Genomic DNA, 15856 nt, shown 5'->3' on the forward strand with positions numbered 1-15856 from the left:
TCATTTGCGGGAGGAGATACGCATGAGAACGATGACACTGGCCTTCGTGGCCACCTTGATGAGTGCCGGCGCCGCGTTTGCCGCCGATCCGCTGGAAGGTTATTGGCGCACCGCCAAGGACGACAACGGTCATTCCGGGCTGGTCCACGTCCAGCCCTGTGGCGCGCAGCTTTGCGGTACGCTGGTCAAGGCCTATGACGCGAATGGCAACGAAATCCAGAGTGAGAATGTGGGCCGCAACATCATTTCGGCGACCGTGCCCAAGGGTAACGGCAGCTATACCGGCAAGGTCTACAGCCCGGACCGGGGCAAGACCTACAATTCCAGGCTTCAGATGAATGGGAATGCGCTGAAGGTGTCGGGCTGCGTTCTGGGCATCTGCCGGGATGGCGGGACATGGACGAAGGTGAAATAAGCCCTTTCCTGCGCATACGAAACCGTGATTGAACGATTTGGCCGGGCTGGACGTCTTACCTGTAGAATATCGATTTCAGGCAAGAAGGAGGCCCGGCCAATGCGTTTGGCGACATCCTGTGCACTTTTTCTGGCAATGACTGGGGCGGCGATGGCCGACCCGGCAATGGGAACCTGGCAAACCGAGCCCGACAAGAAAGGCATTTCCGCGTATGTGAAGGTATACGATTGCGGCGATGCGGTGTGCGGCGAGATCACCCGCACCTTCAACTCGCAAGGGCAGGAGATCAAGGCCGCGAGCCTGGGTCACACGGTGATCCGCAACGCTACGCCCACTGGCAACGGCAAGTATGAAGGCCGCGCCTGGATCCCGGCACATCAGCGGGAATACCCGGCAGGCATGACCCTTCAGGGCGATCGGATGACCGTGCGGGGCTGCATGGGGCCGGTTTGCATGTCGCAGAAATGGACCCGCATCCGATAGGTCTCAGGGCGCCCAGGTCAGAAAATTCCGGATGATGCGCAGGCCGGTGGCCTGGCTTTTCTCGGGGTGGAACTGGGTGCCGACGAGATTGTCGCGGCCCACGACCGCGGTGACCTTTCCGCCATACTCGACATGAGCGATACGCTGCGCAAGGTCCGATACCTCGAAGTGGTAGGAATGGACAAAGTAAGCGTGGTCGCCGGTGCCGATCCCATCAAGAACGGGGTGGGCCGTGTCGATCACCAAGTCGTTCCAGCCCATGTGCGGCACCTTCATCGACGGATCGGCAGGTGCAATCGGCGCGACCGTGCCCGCGATCCAGTCGAACCCGTCGGTTTCGGAATATTCCAGTCCGCGCGTCGCCAGCATCTGCATCCCGATACAAATGCCCATGAACGGGCGGCCGCCGGTCAGCACGGCCTCCTCGATCGCCTCGAACAGACCGCGATGGTCGTAAAGTGCGTTCCGGCAGGCCGGGAAGGCGCCATCGCCGGGAAGGACGATGCGGCTGGCACGGCGTACCGTGTCGGGGTCGGCAGTGACCACGACCGCGTCCGCGCCCACCTCGGCCGCCATGCGCTGGAACGCCTTTTCGGCCGAGTGCAGGTTGCCGGACTCGTAATCGACGATAACGGTTGTCATGAGATCAGAGCGTGCCCTTGGTCGAGGGGATGGCATCGGCCTTGCGCGGGTCGATTTCCAGCGCGTCGCGCAGGGCGCGTGCGACGGACTTGAACGCGGCCTCGGCGATATGGTGACTGTTGATGCCGTGCAGCGCGTCCACGTGCAGCGTGAGCCCGCCATGGGTGCTGAACGCCTGAAAGAACTCGCGGACCAGCTCGGTATCGAATGTCTTGATCTGGGCGGTGGGCATGGCGACGTTCCACACGAGGTAGGGCCGGCCGGAAATGTCCAGCGCGGCGCGCACCAGCGCGTCGTCCATAGGCAGCAGGCAGGCACCGTAGCGGCGGATGCCCTTCTTGTCGCCCACGGCCTGTGCCAGCGCCTGTCCAAGCGCGATGCCCACATCCTCGACCGTGTGGTGGTCGTCGATATGCAGGTCGCCCTTGCAGCGGATTTCCACGTCGATCAGCGCGTGGCGGGCCAGTTGGTCCAGCATGTGGTCGAAGAAGCCTACGCCGGTCTGATTGTCATAAGTGCCGGTGCCGTCGAGGTCGATCTTGACGGAAATGTCGGTTTCCGCGGTCTTGCGGGTGATGCTGGCGCTGCGCATGGGTGCGTCCCTGAGTGTTTTGCCGCGCCGTTATAGGCGGGGTTGGCCAGCGCGCCAAGGGGGCGAAAGAGGGTGGGGGGAACGTGGTGCCAATCGGCACTTGGACCGGTGTTCTACCGGTCCAGTCGATCAACTTGGAGAGAAATTGGAGCGGGCGATGAGATTCGAACTCACGACCCTTACCTTGGCAAGGTAATGCTCTACCCCTGAGCTACGCCCGCGTCCTTGGGTGAGGCGGAGATATAAAGTCTGGCGCGGCCCTGCAAGAGAAAATCGCAGCTTTCCAAGATTTTTTTCCGTGCCCGCCGATCAAGCGCTGTAGCGCAGGATCAACTCGACATAGACCAGTGTCGAGGCCAGCAGCAGAAAGGCGAGGAACAGGGCGCGTCGCAGCTTGGTGGGCGGCGTGGGAATATCCTGATCCTGGTCGTGCAGTCCGGTCACGTCACATCTCCTTCAAGAGAGGGCGCCAAAGGCAGCAAGGTGCAACCGAAAGTAGTGTGTTCGGAACGATGCGGCAAGAAAAACCGCCTGTAGCACGCCTTTGGGCGGAAAATTGCCCCGGGCGAGCGCAAGGCCCGCCCGGGAACCCCGACCCGGGGAGATGCGGGTCAGATATTGCCGGCTGACAACTCGCCGGCAATGTGATCGGCCTGACGGATGGCCAGGGCGACGATGGTCAGGGTCGGGTTTTCCGCCGCCCCCGTGGTAAACTGCGAGCCGTCGGAGATGAACAGGTTCGCGATGTCGTGTGTCTGGCCCCACTTGTTGCAGACGCCGTCCTCGGGGTTCTCCGACATCCGGTTGGTGCCGAGGTTGTGGGTGCTGGGGTAAGGGGGCGTCGGGAAAGTGCGCGTGGCGCCCACCGCGTCATATACCGCGGCACCGCGTTCATAGGCGTGGTTGCGCATTGCGATGTCGTTTGGGTGATCGTCGAAATGCACGTTCGCCACGGGCAGGCCGAACTGGTCCTTCACCTCTTCGTTCAGCGTGACGCGGTTGGTGGACTGGGGCATGTCCTCGCCCACGATCCACATGCCGGCCATGTTCTCGTACTCGTCGAGCGCAGTGGTGAATTCACGCCCCCACGCGCCGGGGTCGAGGAAGGCGGCCATGAAGGGCAGGCCGAGCGCCAGGGTTTCCAACTCGTACCCGCCGACGAAGCCGCGGCTTGGATCATGCTTGGCCTCGTCCTGGATTATGCCCGCCATGGTCGTGCCGCGCCACATCTTCACCGGTTTGTCGAACACGGCATAGACCGAGCCCGTCATGTGCCGCATGTAGTTGCGGCCCACCTGATCGGAGCTGTTGGCAAGACCGTTCGGAAACATGTTGGAGGCCGAGTTCAGCAGCATTCGCGGCGACTCGAACGAGTTGCCCGCGACGCAGACGACCCGTGCCTTCTGCATCTGCAGATCGCCGTTTTCGTCGAAATACTCGACTCCGGTGACCTTGCCTGCCTCGTTGTGCAGGATGCGTGCAACGTGGGCCTTTTCACGCACTTCGAGGTTGCCGGTTGCCTCGCCCTGGGGAATGTCGGTATAGGCTGCGGACCACTTGGCGCCCCATTTGCACCCCTGGAAGCAGAAGCCGGTCTGCTGGCACTTCGACCTGTCGCCGTCTTCGCTATTGATCGCCATGCGGCCGGTGTGGACCTCGGTATAGCCCAGCTTTTTCGCGCCGGCCTCGAACACCTTGTAGTTGTTGTTGCCGGGCAGGCCGGGGTTGCCGTTGGTGCGCGTGACGTTCAGCTTCTTCTCGGCCTTGTCGTAATAGGCGTCCATCTCGCGCGGGTCGATGGGCCAGTCGAGCAGCGATGCGCCCTCGACCTCGCCGTAGTTCGTGAGCGCCTTCCATTCGTGATCCTGAAAGCGCAGCGAGGCGCCGGCCCAGTGGGTGGTGGTGCCGCCCACGGCCTTGACTATCCACGCGGGCAGCCCCGAGAAATCCTTGGCCACGCGCCAGTCGCCGGAGGTCGTGCGCGGGTCGAGCCAGGCCAGTTGGCCGAAGCTTTCCCACTCGTCGTTGACATAGTCCTCTGGCAGATAACGGCCGCCTGCTTCGAGAGCCACGACACTGACGCCTTTCTGCGCGAGTTCGTTGGCCAGGACCCCGCCGCCCGCGCCGGTGCCGATGACGACGACGACGCTGTCGTCGGTAAGTTCAAATGGTGCAGTCATTGATTGAATCCTCCCTCAGCCGATCCAGGCGATGTCGTCGAAGCCGCGGTTGATGTAACCGCCCTTGGAGAAGCTTTCGCCCTCGTAGCCGAAGACCGGCCAGACCGCTTTCTGGTTATAAAGCCCGGTCACCAGACCGCCCCGGATGCGCTGGAAGAACGGGTCGTCCTCCATCGAGCGCAGCACGTCCACGCGGTCGCGTTCCCAACCGATATCGGCGTATTCGAGCCCGTGCATATTGCGTGCGGCATCGTTCACCGCGTCGATTCCGGCGGTGACGGCGTCGACTTCCTCAGGCTTGTCGTAGCCCTTGACGGCGGCCACGTAGAATTCGTCGGCAATGCGGTCGTGCGGGTAGATATCGCGCGCCATCTGGACGAGCGTGGCGAATGTTTCGGGCTTCAGCGCGTCCATTTCGGTGGCCCAGGCGCCGCCCGCGCCCGCCACGTAGCCGGAGCCGAGCACGAAGGCGCCGAAGGCGGTCGTGCCCTTCAGCAGGTCGCGCCGGGTCAGCCGGCGGAGTTGACTTGTCTGGGTACTCAACATCTTGTCCTCCCTAGATGCGGCGTGAGTTTTGGTGATTGGTGTTTGACCCGGCCCCGGGACACGCCATGCCCGAAGCCGGTTGTCGCGGGCGCTACTTGAAGCGCCCGGCGCGTTGCAGCACCTCGATCTCGTAGCCGTCGGGGTCTGCGACGAAGAAGAACTTGCCGACAAGTTCGCCGTCGGGTGCGAATTCGACGATCTTGCGCGGTTCCAGCCCGGCTTGGGTAAAGCGGGCGTGCTCGGCTTCCAGGTCGTCAACGGACACGGCGAAATGGCCGTAGCCATCGCCCAGGTCGTAGGGCTCCTCCCGCCCCTTGTTGACCGTCAGTTCAAGCTCGAACTCGGATTCGGAATTGCTGAGATAGACCAGCGTGAATTTTTCGAAATCCAGGCGGTCCGCGATCTTGAGCCCGAAGGCTGTCTTGTAGAACTCAACCGACCGCGCCTCGTCGAGGACGCGGATCATGCTGTGAATGGCTTTTGCCATGGGCTTCTCCGACTTTGTGATTGGTCGAAGAAGCGTACCAAGCGCCCGGCGAGTAGGGGTAGTAAACCGTTACTACAGGCGCCTATGCTTATTCCGCGGCGATGCGGGATTCAGGCTGGGTCGCCTGATTGTCCTGCCAGACAAGGCAGGTGCAGCGCAAAAGCGAGGTGAAATTCTTGGGCTCGCCATGCAGTTCCAGCACCTCGCCATGCAGTTTCGACACGAAGGCCGGGGTGGAAATATCCTCGATCGCGGCGATATCGTCGAGAATGCGCCAGAAGGATTTTTCCAGGCGGATGCTGGTGCTTTGGCCATTCAGGCGCATCCGTCGGGTCTCGAGTTCGTATCGTTCCGGGTCCTGCCCGGCAAACATGCGGCACATGTCACGTCCTCCCTAATGTCACGATGCCAATCCAAGAGTCCCATGATTGCCGATTACTCTGGGCACGGGAAGGGGCACTTTGGTCCTGCACGTAACGAAAGGCTTACCGGGACAAGGTGACCGGCGGGCTAGTGGTCGTAACATACCCCCGCTGCGGGCGGCAGGGTGAAATCCTCGGTATGCACGACGATACCCTCGGGTGTGAGCAGCAGAAGGCCATAGGCGCCGGGTTCGTCGATCGACAGGCTGGGATCCTGGAAGCCGAGTGCCATGGGCATCTGGTGGCAGGGGCTTTTGAAGATCGCGGTGGGGATGCGGTTGCCGGCGCGGGTGGCGAAACCGCCCTGGATGGTGCGGTGGATATGACCGGCGACGATCTGGTGAACGGTGTCGTGACCTTCCAGCCGTGCGGCCAGCTGGCGGCGTGATTTCAGCCCGATCCAGTCCATCCCGCCGAAACCGGTCAGGATGGGCGGGTGGTGCATGAAAAGGATGACCCTGCGGCGTCCGGCCCCTGCGATGGCGGCCTCCATCCAGTCGAGCCGTGCGTCGCACAGAAGCCCGCTATGGGTGTCGTCGGCGTCTTCGTTGAGGGTGTCGAGCAAGATGAGGCGGGTGTCGTCGAGGTCGATCACGTCCTGCACGAAGCCGTCGGGCGTTTGCGGCGTGTCGGGAAAGACCGCGCGAAAGGGGCTGCGTCGGTCATGGTTGCCCAGCATCAGCGAGACGGGGATCTGCGCCGTGGCCAGTGCGGCGTGAAGTCGTTCGTATTCGGGCGCCGTGCCGTGATGCGTCAGGTCGCCGGTGATCACGATGCGGGCGGCGTCGGGGTGATTTTCCTGCGCGTGGGCAAGCCCTTGGGCGAACCGCGCGGCCGGGTCGAGGCCGATGATCGTCTCGCCCTCGGGGACGAAATGGATGTCGGTGAAGACGATGATTTTGTGCATGCCACCCCCGGGTTTGGACCGGTGCAGCTTTGTCGGATTCGCGGGGTTTTGAAAGGGTCAGTTGAACGAGACCGGGCAGGGCGCACAGGGTTGCGCGCCCGCACCCTGTCATTCCAACTCTACCAGCAGGTCCTTTGCGTCGATCTGGGCGCCGGGCTGGACGTGGACGGCCTTCACTGTCGCGTCGCGTTCGGCGTGCAGGCCGGTTTCCATCTTCATCGCCTCGATGGTCAACAGCAGGTCGCCGGTCTTGACCTGCTGCCCCGCGCTGACCGCCACGGTGGCCACGGCGCCGGGCATGGGCGCGCCGATGTGGTCGGCATTACCGGCCTCGGCCTTGGGCCGGCCCTGGACGGTTTCCTTGACGCGCCGGTCGGGCACGCGGATCGTGCGGGGCTGGCCGTTCAGCTCGAAGAACACCCGCGCCTCGCCGTCCTCGTGGGTTTCGCCCACGGCCACGAGCCGGATTTCCAGCGTCTTGCCGGGGTCGATCTCGGCCGAAATTTCCTCGGCCGGTTCCATGCCGTAGAAGAAGGTCCTGGTCGGCAGGGTGCGGACGGGGCCATAAACTTGGTGGCGCTCCATGTAGGCGTCAAAAACCTTGGGATACATCATCGCGCCCATCAGGTCTTCGTTGTCGATCTCCTCGTCCTCGAACTTGTCCTGAAGTTCCTTGCGCCGCGCCTCGAGATCCTCCGGCTCGAGCAGGGTGCCGGGGCGGACGGTGATGGGTTTCTCGTCCTTGAGCACCTTGCGCACGATATCGTCGGGGAAGCCGCCGGGGGCCTGACCCACGTAGCCTTTCATCAAGGTGACGACACTTTCGGGAAAGCTGACCTCGGTCTTGGGGTCGAGCACGTCCTCGCAGGTCAGGCCCTGGCTGACCATCATCAGTGCGAGGTCGCCAACGGTCTTGGCGATGGGGGTCACCTTGATCACGTCGCCGAACATCTGGTTCACGTCGGCATAGGTGCGGGCAATCTCGGGCCACTTGGCCTCGAGCCCCAGCGAGCGGGCCTGGGCGCGCAGGTTGGTGAACTGGCCGCCGGGCATCTCGTGCAGGTAGACCTCTGACGTGGGCGACTGCATCGCGCTCTCGAACGCGGCGTAATGCTCGCGTACGTTTTCCCAGTAGATCGAGATTTGCCGGATGGCATTGATATCCAGGCCAGTGTCGCGGTCGGTGTGGCGCAGCGCCTCGACGACCGAGCCCATGGTGGCCTGTGACGTATTGCCGGACAAGGCATCCATGGCGCAGTCGACAGCATCGACGCCCGCATCCGCGGCGGCCAGGATGGTGGCCGAGGCCACGCCGGCGGTGTCGTGGGTGTGGAAGTGGATGGGCAGGCCGATCTCTTCCTTCAGGGCCTTGAACAGCACGGTGGCAGAGGCGGGTTTCAGAAGGCCGCCCATGTCCTTGATGCACAGGATATGCGTGCCGGCCTCTTTCAATTCCTTCGCCATGTTGAGGTAGTACTTCAGGTCGTACTTTGCCCGGTTCGGATCGAGGATGTCGCCGGTATAGCAGATGGCCGCTTCCAGAACCTTGTCGGCGTCGCGCACGGCGTCCATCGAGACGCGCATGTTTTCGGTCCAGTTCAGCGGATCGAAGACGCGGAAGATATCCACGCCGCTCTCAGCCGCCTGTTTCACGAAAGCCTGCACGACGTTGTCGGGATAGTTGGTGTAGCCGACCCCGTTGGAGCCGCGCAGCAGCATCTGCGTCAGCAGGTTGGGCATGCGTTCGCGCAGGTCGCGCAGTCGCTGCCATGGGCATTCGTCGAGAAAACGGTAGGCCACGTCGAAGGTGGCGCCGCCCCAACATTCGACTGAGAAAAGTTGTGGTAGATCATGGGCATAGTTCTCGGCGATCTGGATCATGTCGATCGAGCGCATCCGCGTGGCCAGCAGGGACTGGTGGCTGTCGCGCATGGTGGTGTCGGTCATCAGGACCTTGGTCTGGGTCGCCATCCAGTCGGCCACCGCCTGCGGGCCGTCGCGGTCGAGGATCTGCTTGGCGCCATCTGTGATCGTTTCGTTCTTCGGCTTGGGCGCGCGGGGCAGGGCAAGATCCTCGCGCGGTTTTACGCGGCCCTGCACCTCGGGGTGGCCGTTGACGGTGATGTCGGCGATGTAGGTCAGCACCTTGGTGCCGCGGTCGCGGCGGGCGGCGAAATCGAAGAGTTCGGGCGTCGTGTCGATGAACTTGGTGGTGTATTCGTTGCTGAGGAACGTGGGGTGCTTCAGCAGGTTCTCGACAAAGGCGATGTTGGTGGAAACCCCGCGGATACGGAACTCGCGCAGGGCGCGGTCCATGCGGGCGATGGCGCCTTCTGGCGTCTGCGCATGCGCGGTGATCTTGACCAGCAGGCTGTCGTAATACCGTGTGATGACGCCGCCGGAATAGGCCGTGCCGCCGTCGAGGCGGATGCCCATGCCGGTGGCCTCGCGGAAGGCGGTGATGCGGCCGTAGTCGGGGATGAAGTTGTTCTGCGGGTCCTCGGTGGTGATCCGGGTCTGGATCGCGTGGCCGTTGAGGGTGATCTGGTCCTGGCTGGCTTTGCGGGTGGCTTCCTCGAGCGTCTTGCCCTCGGCGATCTTGATCTGGGCCTGGACGATGTCGATGCCGGTGACCTCCTCGGTCACGGTGTGTTCGACCTGCACGCGGGGATTGACCTCGATGAAATAGAACTGGTCGGTGTCCATATCCATCAGGAACTCGACGGTGCCCGCGCATTCGTAGTTGACGTGCTTGCAGATCTTGTAGCCGAGCTCGCAGATCTCGGCGCGCTGCGCGTCGGTTAGGTAGGGTGCGGGGGCGCGTTCGACGACCTTCTGGTTGCGGCGCTGGACCGAGCAGTCCCGCTCGAAAAGGTGATACATGTTGCCGTGCTTGTCGCCCAGGATCTGGACCTCGACGTGGCGGGCGCGGGTAATCATCTTTTCCAGGTAGCCCTCGCCGTTGCCGAAGGCGGCCTCGGCCTCGCGCCGACCCTCGCGGACTTTTTCGGCCAGTTCCTTTTCGGATTCGATGGGTCGCATCCCGCGGCCGCCGCCGCCCCAGGAGGCCTTGAGCATCATCGGATAGCCGATCTCGGCGGCTTCCTTGCGGATCTGGTCCATGTCCTCGCCCAGCACCTCGGTGGCGGGGATGACGGGCACGCCGGCCTCGATCGCCACGCGGCGGGCGCTGGCCTTGTCGCCCAGGGCGCGCATGGTCTCGGCCTTGGGGCCGATGAAGGTGATGCCGTTGGCCTCGCACGCGTCCACCAGGGCGGGATTCTCGGACAGCAGGCCATAGCCCGGATGGATCGCGTCGGCGCCGGATTTCCTGGCGACGCGGATGATCTCGTCGATCGAGAGATAGGCCTGTACCGGCCCCAATCCCTCGCCGATGCGATAGGCCTCGTCCGCCTTGAAACGGTGCAGGCCCAGCTTGTCTTCCTCGGCATAGACGGCGACGGTGCGTTTGCCCAGCTCGTTGGCGGCCCGCATGATGCGGATGGCAATCTCGCCCCGGTTGGCGATGAGAATTTTCTTGAATTCGGCCATAGCCTGTCCTCCCGTCGTGTCGTTCGCTGCGGTCGCGCAGAGCCTATCGTGCTGCAACGCAGCGTTTCGCAGGTTTGTAAGTTTTGCAACAAGATTGCGCAATCCGACAAAGTGGGTAGAACCACCGCTGGGCGAATTTCTTGGCCGGGCGGGTAGAAAGACTACCCGTTCGGAGAACGAGCGGGAGAAAAACGCAATTTCGCGTTTTTATGCGGGACAATCCACCATGCCTGTTAACAGCGGATTAATCCGGAGAGCGAGACCAGTCACGCCCCGTCTGGCGGCAGGCGATTGGCGGCATCCTGGGGCCGGGCCAGACCGAGCTGTCCCATGTTCGCCTCGAGATCGGATTTGAGGATATGCACGAGATGGTCGGGGCCCCGCGGGCCAAGCGCGGCCAGCGCATAGTGCCAGGCCCGTCCCATCATCACGAAATCCGCGCCCAAAGCCAACGCGCGCAGGATGTCGAGTCCGCTTTCGACACCACCGTCGAGAATGATGGGCAGATCTGTGGCGGCGCGGATGCGGGGCAGGGCCTCGATCGTGGCGGGGGCGGCGTCGAACTGGCGGCCGGCGTGATTGGATATCCAGATCGCGTCGACGCCTTCGGATTGCAGGCGCGGGACGTTGCGGTGGTCCTGCACGCCCTTGACGATCAAAGGGCCATCCCAATGCTCGCGCAGCCATGTCAGGTAGGACCAGTCGGGCGAGGTGCGCAGCAGGTAGCCCGCATGCTTGTTTGAGGGCAAGCCTTTGGTATCCGGGGCATAATCGTCGATGAAGCGCATCCGGGGCATGCCGCGCCCGGCCATGCCCATGGCCCAGGCGGGGCGGATGGCAATCTGCGCAAGGATGCGCGGCGTGATACGGGGCGGGGTGGTCAGGCCGGAACGGATCTGCCTTTCGCGGCGCGAGGCGATGGGGACGTCGACGGTCAGGACGAGAGTGGAAAATCCGGCGTTCCTGATACGTTCAAGCATATCGGTCCGGATGTCGGGATCCCTTGGAGGGTAAAGCTGGAACCACGCATGTTCGCCGATGTCGCCGGTCAAGTCCTCTGGCTTTTGCGTGGCGACGGTCGAGAGCGTGTAGGGGATGCTGGCGCGGGCCGCGGCGCGCGCCAGGTGCTGTTCCGCGCCGGGCCAGATCATCCCGGACATGCCCAGGGGTGCGATCCCCACGGGCAGGTTAAAGTCCTGCCCCATAAGGGAAGTTTTCAGGTCTGGCGTGATCTCGCCATGCAGGATCGACGGCATGAGCCGCACATCGTCGAAGCACGCCTTGTTGCGCCGCGTCGTGGCTTCGGATCCGGTGCCGCTGTCGAGATACTCCCAGACGAAATGCGGTAGCCGGCGACGGGCGCGGGTGCGCAAATCGGAGATGGCAGGGAAACGGGCATCGAGCGACATGGCAAAGCGATAGCAAGCCGGGATGCGACCGGAAAGGGAAATCATCCGCCGGAAAGCTAACGGCGCAGATCGATTCGAAAACCCACGTCGGTATCGCGTCGGTATTCTGGCGGTATGGCGACAGTGCCGGTGGGCTGACGTGCGGGGTTAATGCACCGGGCGGTGCGCGGGATGCCGAATTCAGAATACGGCGAGAAAAACGGGGGAGGTCTCGGACCAAGCCCAGAACGGGGGCAGGCACGGGAACGCCGCCGGTCCGGGCGGATCGGCGGCGCTTCGAGATCATGTCGGGCGTGGGCCCTGGGTTAGGAGTTGCGCGCTTCTTCGACGGCTTCCATGCACGCCGTCTCGTCACCTGCTTCGAGCGCGGCCTTCGCGGTTGCGATCGCGTCCTTGGCCTCTTGCGACATCTCTTGCGAGCCGCTTGCCGAACTGTCGGCGCTGTCGGCGCTGTCGCCCTCCTGCTGCGCCGCGGCATCCTGGCCGGAGGTGGCGACTTGCGACGTGTCGGCGTCAAGCGGCTCGTTGTCGCCGTCCTTGACGACCTCGCCGTCATCGGTGGCGTCGTCGCCGGTGTCGCCGGACGAGGCTGCGGACGTGTCGGTCGCACCAGCGTCCGCATCGGGATCTTCCAGTGGCGCGAGGCTGCCATCCTTGGAGATCTCACCTTCGGTTTCCATGCCGGCCTCGCCGGTCAGCTTGGCCAGTTCTTCCTGGCAATCCGCGAATGCGGGGCCGGACAGGCCGGCGATGGCGCAAAGTGCGATGGCGCTTGTCAGTTTGTGTTTCATGGGTTTCTCCTCCGATTTTTCCATTGCCTCTCCAACGAGACTGTCGCCGTTTCGTTCCGACAGGACCTCGGCGGGCGGCGGGTTTGTGCCGGTGGTGGAGGTGCAAGCCATTCGCGGTGCGGGCGAAATTTGTCGGGGGGAGATTTCCCTCGTGAGACGAGCAGGAATGGCCGGGTGCACGCGTTAACCTTTGTTGAGATTTGTTGTTGTCCCAAAGCCCGGCCGGTGCGACCAAAATCGGGGATATGGTTCATCGCGGCCCCCGTGTTAACCTTTTGTTAACGATTTGCAGGCGTGCGAGGGTGTGTTGGATGGGTGAGGTCGAACTGGCCGCGTTGTTATGCGCGTTTCTTGCGGGAAGCGCCGAGGAGCAAAGGCATTACTTCGATGTCGCGGGCATGAAGCGATACGTCCGTGTGGACTGCGAAACCGACCGCCATGTGATCGAGCTTGGGCTCGATGGAAGCCCGAGCGCGCGGGATTCCGTGCATCAGGCGCTGTTTGCGCAGCATCTGACGGGCAAGCAGCCGGTCGTGATCCTGATCGACCGGGATGGGCATGAAGGCCGGTTCGAGTTCGAGATGCGCCATGTCGCCAAGGCGGCGGGGGTGCTGTATCTGCGCTGTTCGCAAGGCGCGATCCAGCGCTGGGCGGCGACGTCGGGGCTGCGGCAGGGGATGCCGGGGGCGGATGACCTGCCGGGGCCGGCCGAGGTTGCGGCCAGTTGCGATTTGCAAGCCTTGCGGCGGGCGCGTGGCGCGGGGTCGTGAGGCGGGTGCGCGTGGTCTTTGGTGGAACACAGGTGGGTTTGAAACCCACCCTACGCGGCGTTGACGGGTGAAAATAAGTGTTAACGGGTTGGAACACAGTGTGAACATTGGCTTTCCCTCGGGTGGGGCCCGCGCTATTCTTCGGCCATGAGCAGTTTCGACGAATCCGATGCCTTCGAGAGCGCGTCGCTGGCGACGCGCGCGATGGCGGCCCGCCCGACGCCCTATCTGGATGATCTGAACCCCGCGCAGCGCGAGGCGGTGGAGGCGCTGGAGGGGCCGGTTCTGATGCTGGCGGGCGCGGGCACGGGCAAGACCAAGGCGCTGACCACGCGCATGGTGCATCTGTTGAACACGAACACGGCGCGGCCGAACGAGATTCTGGCGGTGACCTTTACCAACAAGGCGGCGCGCGAGATGAAGATGCGCGTGGGCCGGATGATGGGCGAGGCAGTCGAGGGGATGCCGTGGCTGGGCACGTTCCACTCGATCTGCGTGAAGCTGTTGCGCCGGCACGCGGAGCTGGTGGAGTTGAAGTCGAACTTCACCATTCTGGACACGGACGACCAGCTGCGGCTGCTGAAGCAACTGGTGGCCGCGGCGAATATCGACGACAAGCGCTGGCCCGCGCGTATGCTGGCCGGGATCATCGACCAGTGGAAGAACCGGGCATGGACGCCCGACCAGGTGCCCGCCGCAGAGGCCAGCGCATATGACGGCAAGGGCGTGGCGCTGTACAAGCAGTACCAGACCCGATTGCGCGAGCTGAACGCGGTGGATTTCGGCGATCTGCTGCTGCACATGGTGACGATCTTCCAGACCCATGACGATGTGTTGGAGCAGTACCGGCGCTGGTTCCGCTATATCCTGGTGGACGAGTACCAGGATACCAACGTGGCGCAGTACCTGTGGTTGCGGCTGTTGGCGGGGGGGCACCGCAACATCTGCTGCGTCGGCGATGACGACCAGTCGATCTATGGCTGGCGGGGGGCCGAGGTGGGCAACATCCTGCGGTTCGAAAAGGATTTTCCGGGGGCGACGGTGGTGCGGCTGGAGCAGAACTATCGCTCGACGCCGCATATCCTGGCCGCCGCGTCGGGCGTGATTGCGGGCAACAGGGACCGGCTGGGCAAGGAGTTGTGGACGCAAGCAGAGGAGGGCGAGAAGGTGCGCCTGATCGGCCACTGGGACGGCGACGAGGAGGCGCGCTGGGTCGGGGAAGAGATCGAGGCGTTTCACAGTGGCACTTCCGGAGTGGCCAAGCGTCGAGACAACGTGCGTTCAACTAGCGCAACTCAAGAGTCCGAGCGCATCGCAAAAGGTGGGAAGCGTTCTCAAAACCGAGAAGGCGATATCCACGAAATAAATCTTCAGCGAACCGAAGCTTTAAGTGAGCAAGGAAAGAGCAACTTACCGCGTCCACGAACATTTGGACTGGACGAGATTGCGATTTTAGTGCGGGCGTCGCACCAGATGCGGTCCTTCGAGGACCGGTTCCTGACGATCGGGATGCCGTACCGGGTGATCGGCGGGCCGCGCTTTTACGAGCGGATGGAGATCCGCGATGCCATGGCCTATTTCCGGCTGGTGGTCAGCCCGGCCGATGATCTGGCCTTCGAGCGGGTGGTGAACACGCCGAAGCGGGGCCTGGGCGACAAGGCGCAGCAGAAGATCCAGGTGACGGCGCGGCAGAATGGCGTGTCGTTGGTGGAAGGGGCGGCGATCCTCTTGGAGGAAAAGGGGTTGACCGGGAAGGGCGCCTCGGAGCTGGCAAAGCTGCTGGAGGGTCTCAGGCGCTGGGGGCGGCTGGTGGGAGACAAGGATGTGTCCCACGTGGAGCTGGCCGAGATGGTGTTGGACGAGAGCGGCTATACCGAGTTCTGGCAGATGGACAAGACGCCCGAGGCGCCGGGGCGGCTGGAGAACCTCAAGGAACTGGTCAAGGCGCTGGAAGGCTTCGAGAACCTGCAGGGGTTTCTGGAGCATGTCAGCCTGATCATGGACAACGAGAGCGAGGAAGTGGGCGAGAAGGTCAGCATCATGACGCTGCACGCCGCCAAGGGGCTGGAATTTCCCGCCGTGTTTCTGCCGGGCTGGGAGGATGGGTTGTTCCCCAGCCAGCGCAGCATGGATGAAAGCGGGCTGAAGGGGCTCGAGGAGGAACGCCGGCTGGCCTATGTGGGGATCACGCGGGCCGAGGAGGTGTGCACGATTTCCTTTGCGGGGAACCGGCGGGTGTACGGGCAGTGGCAGAGCCAGATGCCGAGCCGGTTCATCGACGAGCTGCCGGAGGACCATGTCGAGGTGCTGACGCCCCCCGGGCTTTATGGCGGGGGCTACGGGGCCGCTGGCGGTGGTCTTGGCACGATCGAGTCCCGTGTCGCGGAGGCCAATGTCTACAACTCGCCGGGATGGCGCCGGATGCAGGCGCGCAGCCAGCAGCGGCCCATGAGCCAGCCGCAGGAGGCGCGGGACATGGTGATCGACGCGCAGGCGGTGAGTGCGCACGAGATGGGGGAACGGGTGTTTCACCAAAAGTTCGGCTATGGCGCGATCATCGGGATCGAAGGCGACAAGCTGGAGATCGATTTCGAGAAGGCCGGGGTCAAGAAGGTGGTGGCCCGGTTCGTGACCGGGGCGGATGATATACCGTTCTGACG

General features: G+C 63.5%; 15 protein-coding genes and 1 tRNA gene. 4 read left to right on the top strand and 12 right to left on the bottom strand.

Annotated features, from left to right (window positions below):
* Window positions 1-22 precede the first annotated feature (22 nt).
* Both RBB31_RS10265 and RBB31_RS10270 read left to right on the top strand, forming a co-directional pair.
* Complete coding sequence (locus RBB31_RS10265; protein ID WP_306129198.1) at window positions 23-415, top strand: DUF2147 domain-containing protein; 393 nt, start codon at window positions 23-25, stop codon at window positions 413-415.
* A gap of 165 nt (window positions 416-580) precedes the next feature.
* On the top strand, window positions 581-898 hold the full coding sequence (locus RBB31_RS10270) for a DUF2147 domain-containing protein (protein ID WP_306129199.1): 318 nt from the start codon (window positions 581-583) through the stop codon (window positions 896-898).
* A gap of 3 nt (window positions 899-901) precedes the next feature.
* On the opposite strand, the gene hisH is transcribed toward RBB31_RS10270, so the two are convergent.
* The 12 genes from hisH to RBB31_RS10330 all read right to left on the bottom strand — a co-directional run bounded on the left by hisH (window position 902) and on the right by RBB31_RS10330 (window position 12426).
* Window positions 902-1540: an imidazole glycerol phosphate synthase subunit HisH gene (gene hisH / locus RBB31_RS10275; protein ID WP_306129200.1), complete on the bottom strand. Its 639-nt coding sequence runs from the start codon at window positions 1538-1540 to the stop codon at window positions 902-904.
* A 4-nt stretch (window positions 1541-1544) separates the two neighbouring features.
* The gene (gene hisB / locus RBB31_RS10280; protein ID WP_306129201.1) at window positions 1545-2132 is read right to left on the bottom strand and encodes an imidazoleglycerol-phosphate dehydratase HisB; all 588 of its coding nucleotides are present in this window, start codon (window positions 2130-2132) and stop codon (window positions 1545-1547) included.
* Window positions 2133-2278: 146 nt separating this feature from the next.
* A tRNA-Gly gene (locus RBB31_RS10285) sits at window positions 2279-2353 on the bottom strand.
* A gap of 88 nt (window positions 2354-2441) precedes the next feature.
* Window positions 2442-2576 (bottom strand): hypothetical protein, encoded by a 135-nt coding sequence (locus RBB31_RS10290; RefSeq protein ID WP_306129202.1) that lies wholly within the window; start codon window positions 2574-2576, stop codon window positions 2442-2444.
* A 167-nt stretch (window positions 2577-2743) separates the two neighbouring features.
* Window positions 2744-4312: a GMC family oxidoreductase gene (locus RBB31_RS10295; protein WP_306129203.1), complete on the bottom strand. Its 1569-nt coding sequence runs from the start codon at window positions 4310-4312 to the stop codon at window positions 2744-2746.
* A 15-nt stretch (window positions 4313-4327) separates the two neighbouring features.
* Window positions 4328-4858, bottom strand: coding sequence for a Twin-arginine translocation pathway signal (locus RBB31_RS10300; protein ID WP_306129204.1), 531 nt, complete (start codon window positions 4856-4858; stop codon window positions 4328-4330).
* Window positions 4859-4949: 91 nt separating this feature from the next.
* On the bottom strand, window positions 4950-5345 hold the full coding sequence (locus RBB31_RS10305; RefSeq protein ID WP_306129205.1) for a VOC family protein: 396 nt from the start codon (window positions 5343-5345) through the stop codon (window positions 4950-4952).
* Between the two features lie 88 nt (window positions 5346-5433).
* Window positions 5434-5727: a ribbon-helix-helix domain-containing protein gene (locus tag RBB31_RS10310; protein WP_306129206.1), complete on the bottom strand. Its 294-nt coding sequence runs from the start codon at window positions 5725-5727 to the stop codon at window positions 5434-5436.
* 128 nt (window positions 5728-5855) lie between these two features.
* Complete coding sequence (locus tag RBB31_RS10315; RefSeq protein WP_306129207.1) at window positions 5856-6674, bottom strand: phosphodiesterase; 819 nt, start codon at window positions 6672-6674, stop codon at window positions 5856-5858.
* Between the two features lie 108 nt (window positions 6675-6782).
* The gene (pyc, locus tag RBB31_RS10320; RefSeq protein WP_306129208.1) at window positions 6783-10226 is read right to left on the bottom strand and encodes a pyruvate carboxylase; all 3444 of its coding nucleotides are present in this window, start codon (window positions 10224-10226) and stop codon (window positions 6783-6785) included.
* 266 nt (window positions 10227-10492) lie between these two features.
* On the bottom strand, window positions 10493-11635 hold the full coding sequence (locus RBB31_RS10325; protein WP_306129315.1) for an alpha-hydroxy acid oxidase: 1143 nt from the start codon (window positions 11633-11635) through the stop codon (window positions 10493-10495).
* A gap of 305 nt (window positions 11636-11940) precedes the next feature.
* Window positions 11941-12426: a hypothetical protein gene (locus RBB31_RS10330; RefSeq protein ID WP_306129209.1), complete on the bottom strand. Its 486-nt coding sequence runs from the start codon at window positions 12424-12426 to the stop codon at window positions 11941-11943.
* Between the two features lie 311 nt (window positions 12427-12737).
* On the opposite strand from RBB31_RS10330, the gene RBB31_RS10335 reads away from it, so the two are divergent.
* Together RBB31_RS10335 and RBB31_RS10340 are read left to right on the top strand one after the other, a co-directional pair.
* Window positions 12738-13196: a hypothetical protein gene (locus tag RBB31_RS10335; RefSeq protein ID WP_306129210.1), complete on the top strand. Its 459-nt coding sequence runs from the start codon at window positions 12738-12740 to the stop codon at window positions 13194-13196.
* Window positions 13197-13343: 147 nt separating this feature from the next.
* Window positions 13344-15854 (top strand): ATP-dependent helicase, encoded by a 2511-nt coding sequence (locus RBB31_RS10340; protein WP_306129211.1) that lies wholly within the window; start codon window positions 13344-13346, stop codon window positions 15852-15854.
* The last annotated feature ends 2 nt before the right edge of the window (window positions 15855-15856 follow it).

It is taken from the genome of Roseovarius sp. MMSF_3350, from assembly GCF_030733425.1.
In the GTDB taxonomy this organism is placed as follows: Bacteria; Pseudomonadota; Alphaproteobacteria; order Rhodobacterales; family Rhodobacteraceae; genus Roseovarius.

Coding starts and splice junctions, on each gene's coding strand:
- RBB31_RS10270 (WP_306129199.1), top strand. CDS start 581: ATGGGAACCTGGCAAACCGAGCCCGACAAGAAAGGCATTTCCGCGTAT.
- RBB31_RS10325 (WP_306129315.1), bottom strand. CDS start 11,635: ATGTCGCTCGATGCCCGTTTCCCTGCCATCTCCGATTTGCGCACCCGC.
- pyc (WP_306129208.1), bottom strand. CDS start 10,226: ATGGCCGAATTCAAGAAAATTCTCATCGCCAACCGGGGCGAGATTGCC.
- hisH (WP_306129200.1), bottom strand. CDS start 1,540: ATGACAACCGTTATCGTCGATTACGAGTCCGGCAACCTGCACTCGGCC.
- RBB31_RS10300 (WP_306129204.1), bottom strand. CDS start 4,858: ATGTTGAGTACCCAGACAAGTCAACTCCGCCGGCTGACCCGGCGCGAC.
- RBB31_RS10305 (WP_306129205.1), bottom strand. CDS start 5,345: ATGGCAAAAGCCATTCACAGCATGATCCGCGTCCTCGACGAGGCGCGG.
- RBB31_RS10340 (WP_306129211.1), top strand. CDS start 13,344: ATGAGCAGTTTCGACGAATCCGATGCCTTCGAGAGCGCGTCGCTGGCG.
- RBB31_RS10265 (WP_306129198.1), top strand. CDS start 23: ATGAGAACGATGACACTGGCCTTCGTGGCCACCTTGATGAGTGCCGGC.
- RBB31_RS10295 (WP_306129203.1), bottom strand. CDS start 4,312: ATGACTGCACCATTTGAACTTACCGACGACAGCGTCGTCGTCGTCATC.
- hisB (WP_306129201.1), bottom strand. CDS start 2,132: ATGCGCAGCGCCAGCATCACCCGCAAGACCGCGGAAACCGACATTTCC.
- RBB31_RS10315 (WP_306129207.1), bottom strand. CDS start 6,674: ATGCACAAAATCATCGTCTTCACCGACATCCATTTCGTCCCCGAGGGC.
- RBB31_RS10310 (WP_306129206.1), bottom strand. CDS start 5,727: ATGTGCCGCATGTTTGCCGGGCAGGACCCGGAACGATACGAACTCGAG.
- RBB31_RS10330 (WP_306129209.1), bottom strand. CDS start 12,426: ATGAAACACAAACTGACAAGCGCCATCGCACTTTGCGCCATCGCCGGC.
- RBB31_RS10335 (WP_306129210.1), top strand. CDS start 12,738: ATGGGTGAGGTCGAACTGGCCGCGTTGTTATGCGCGTTTCTTGCGGGA.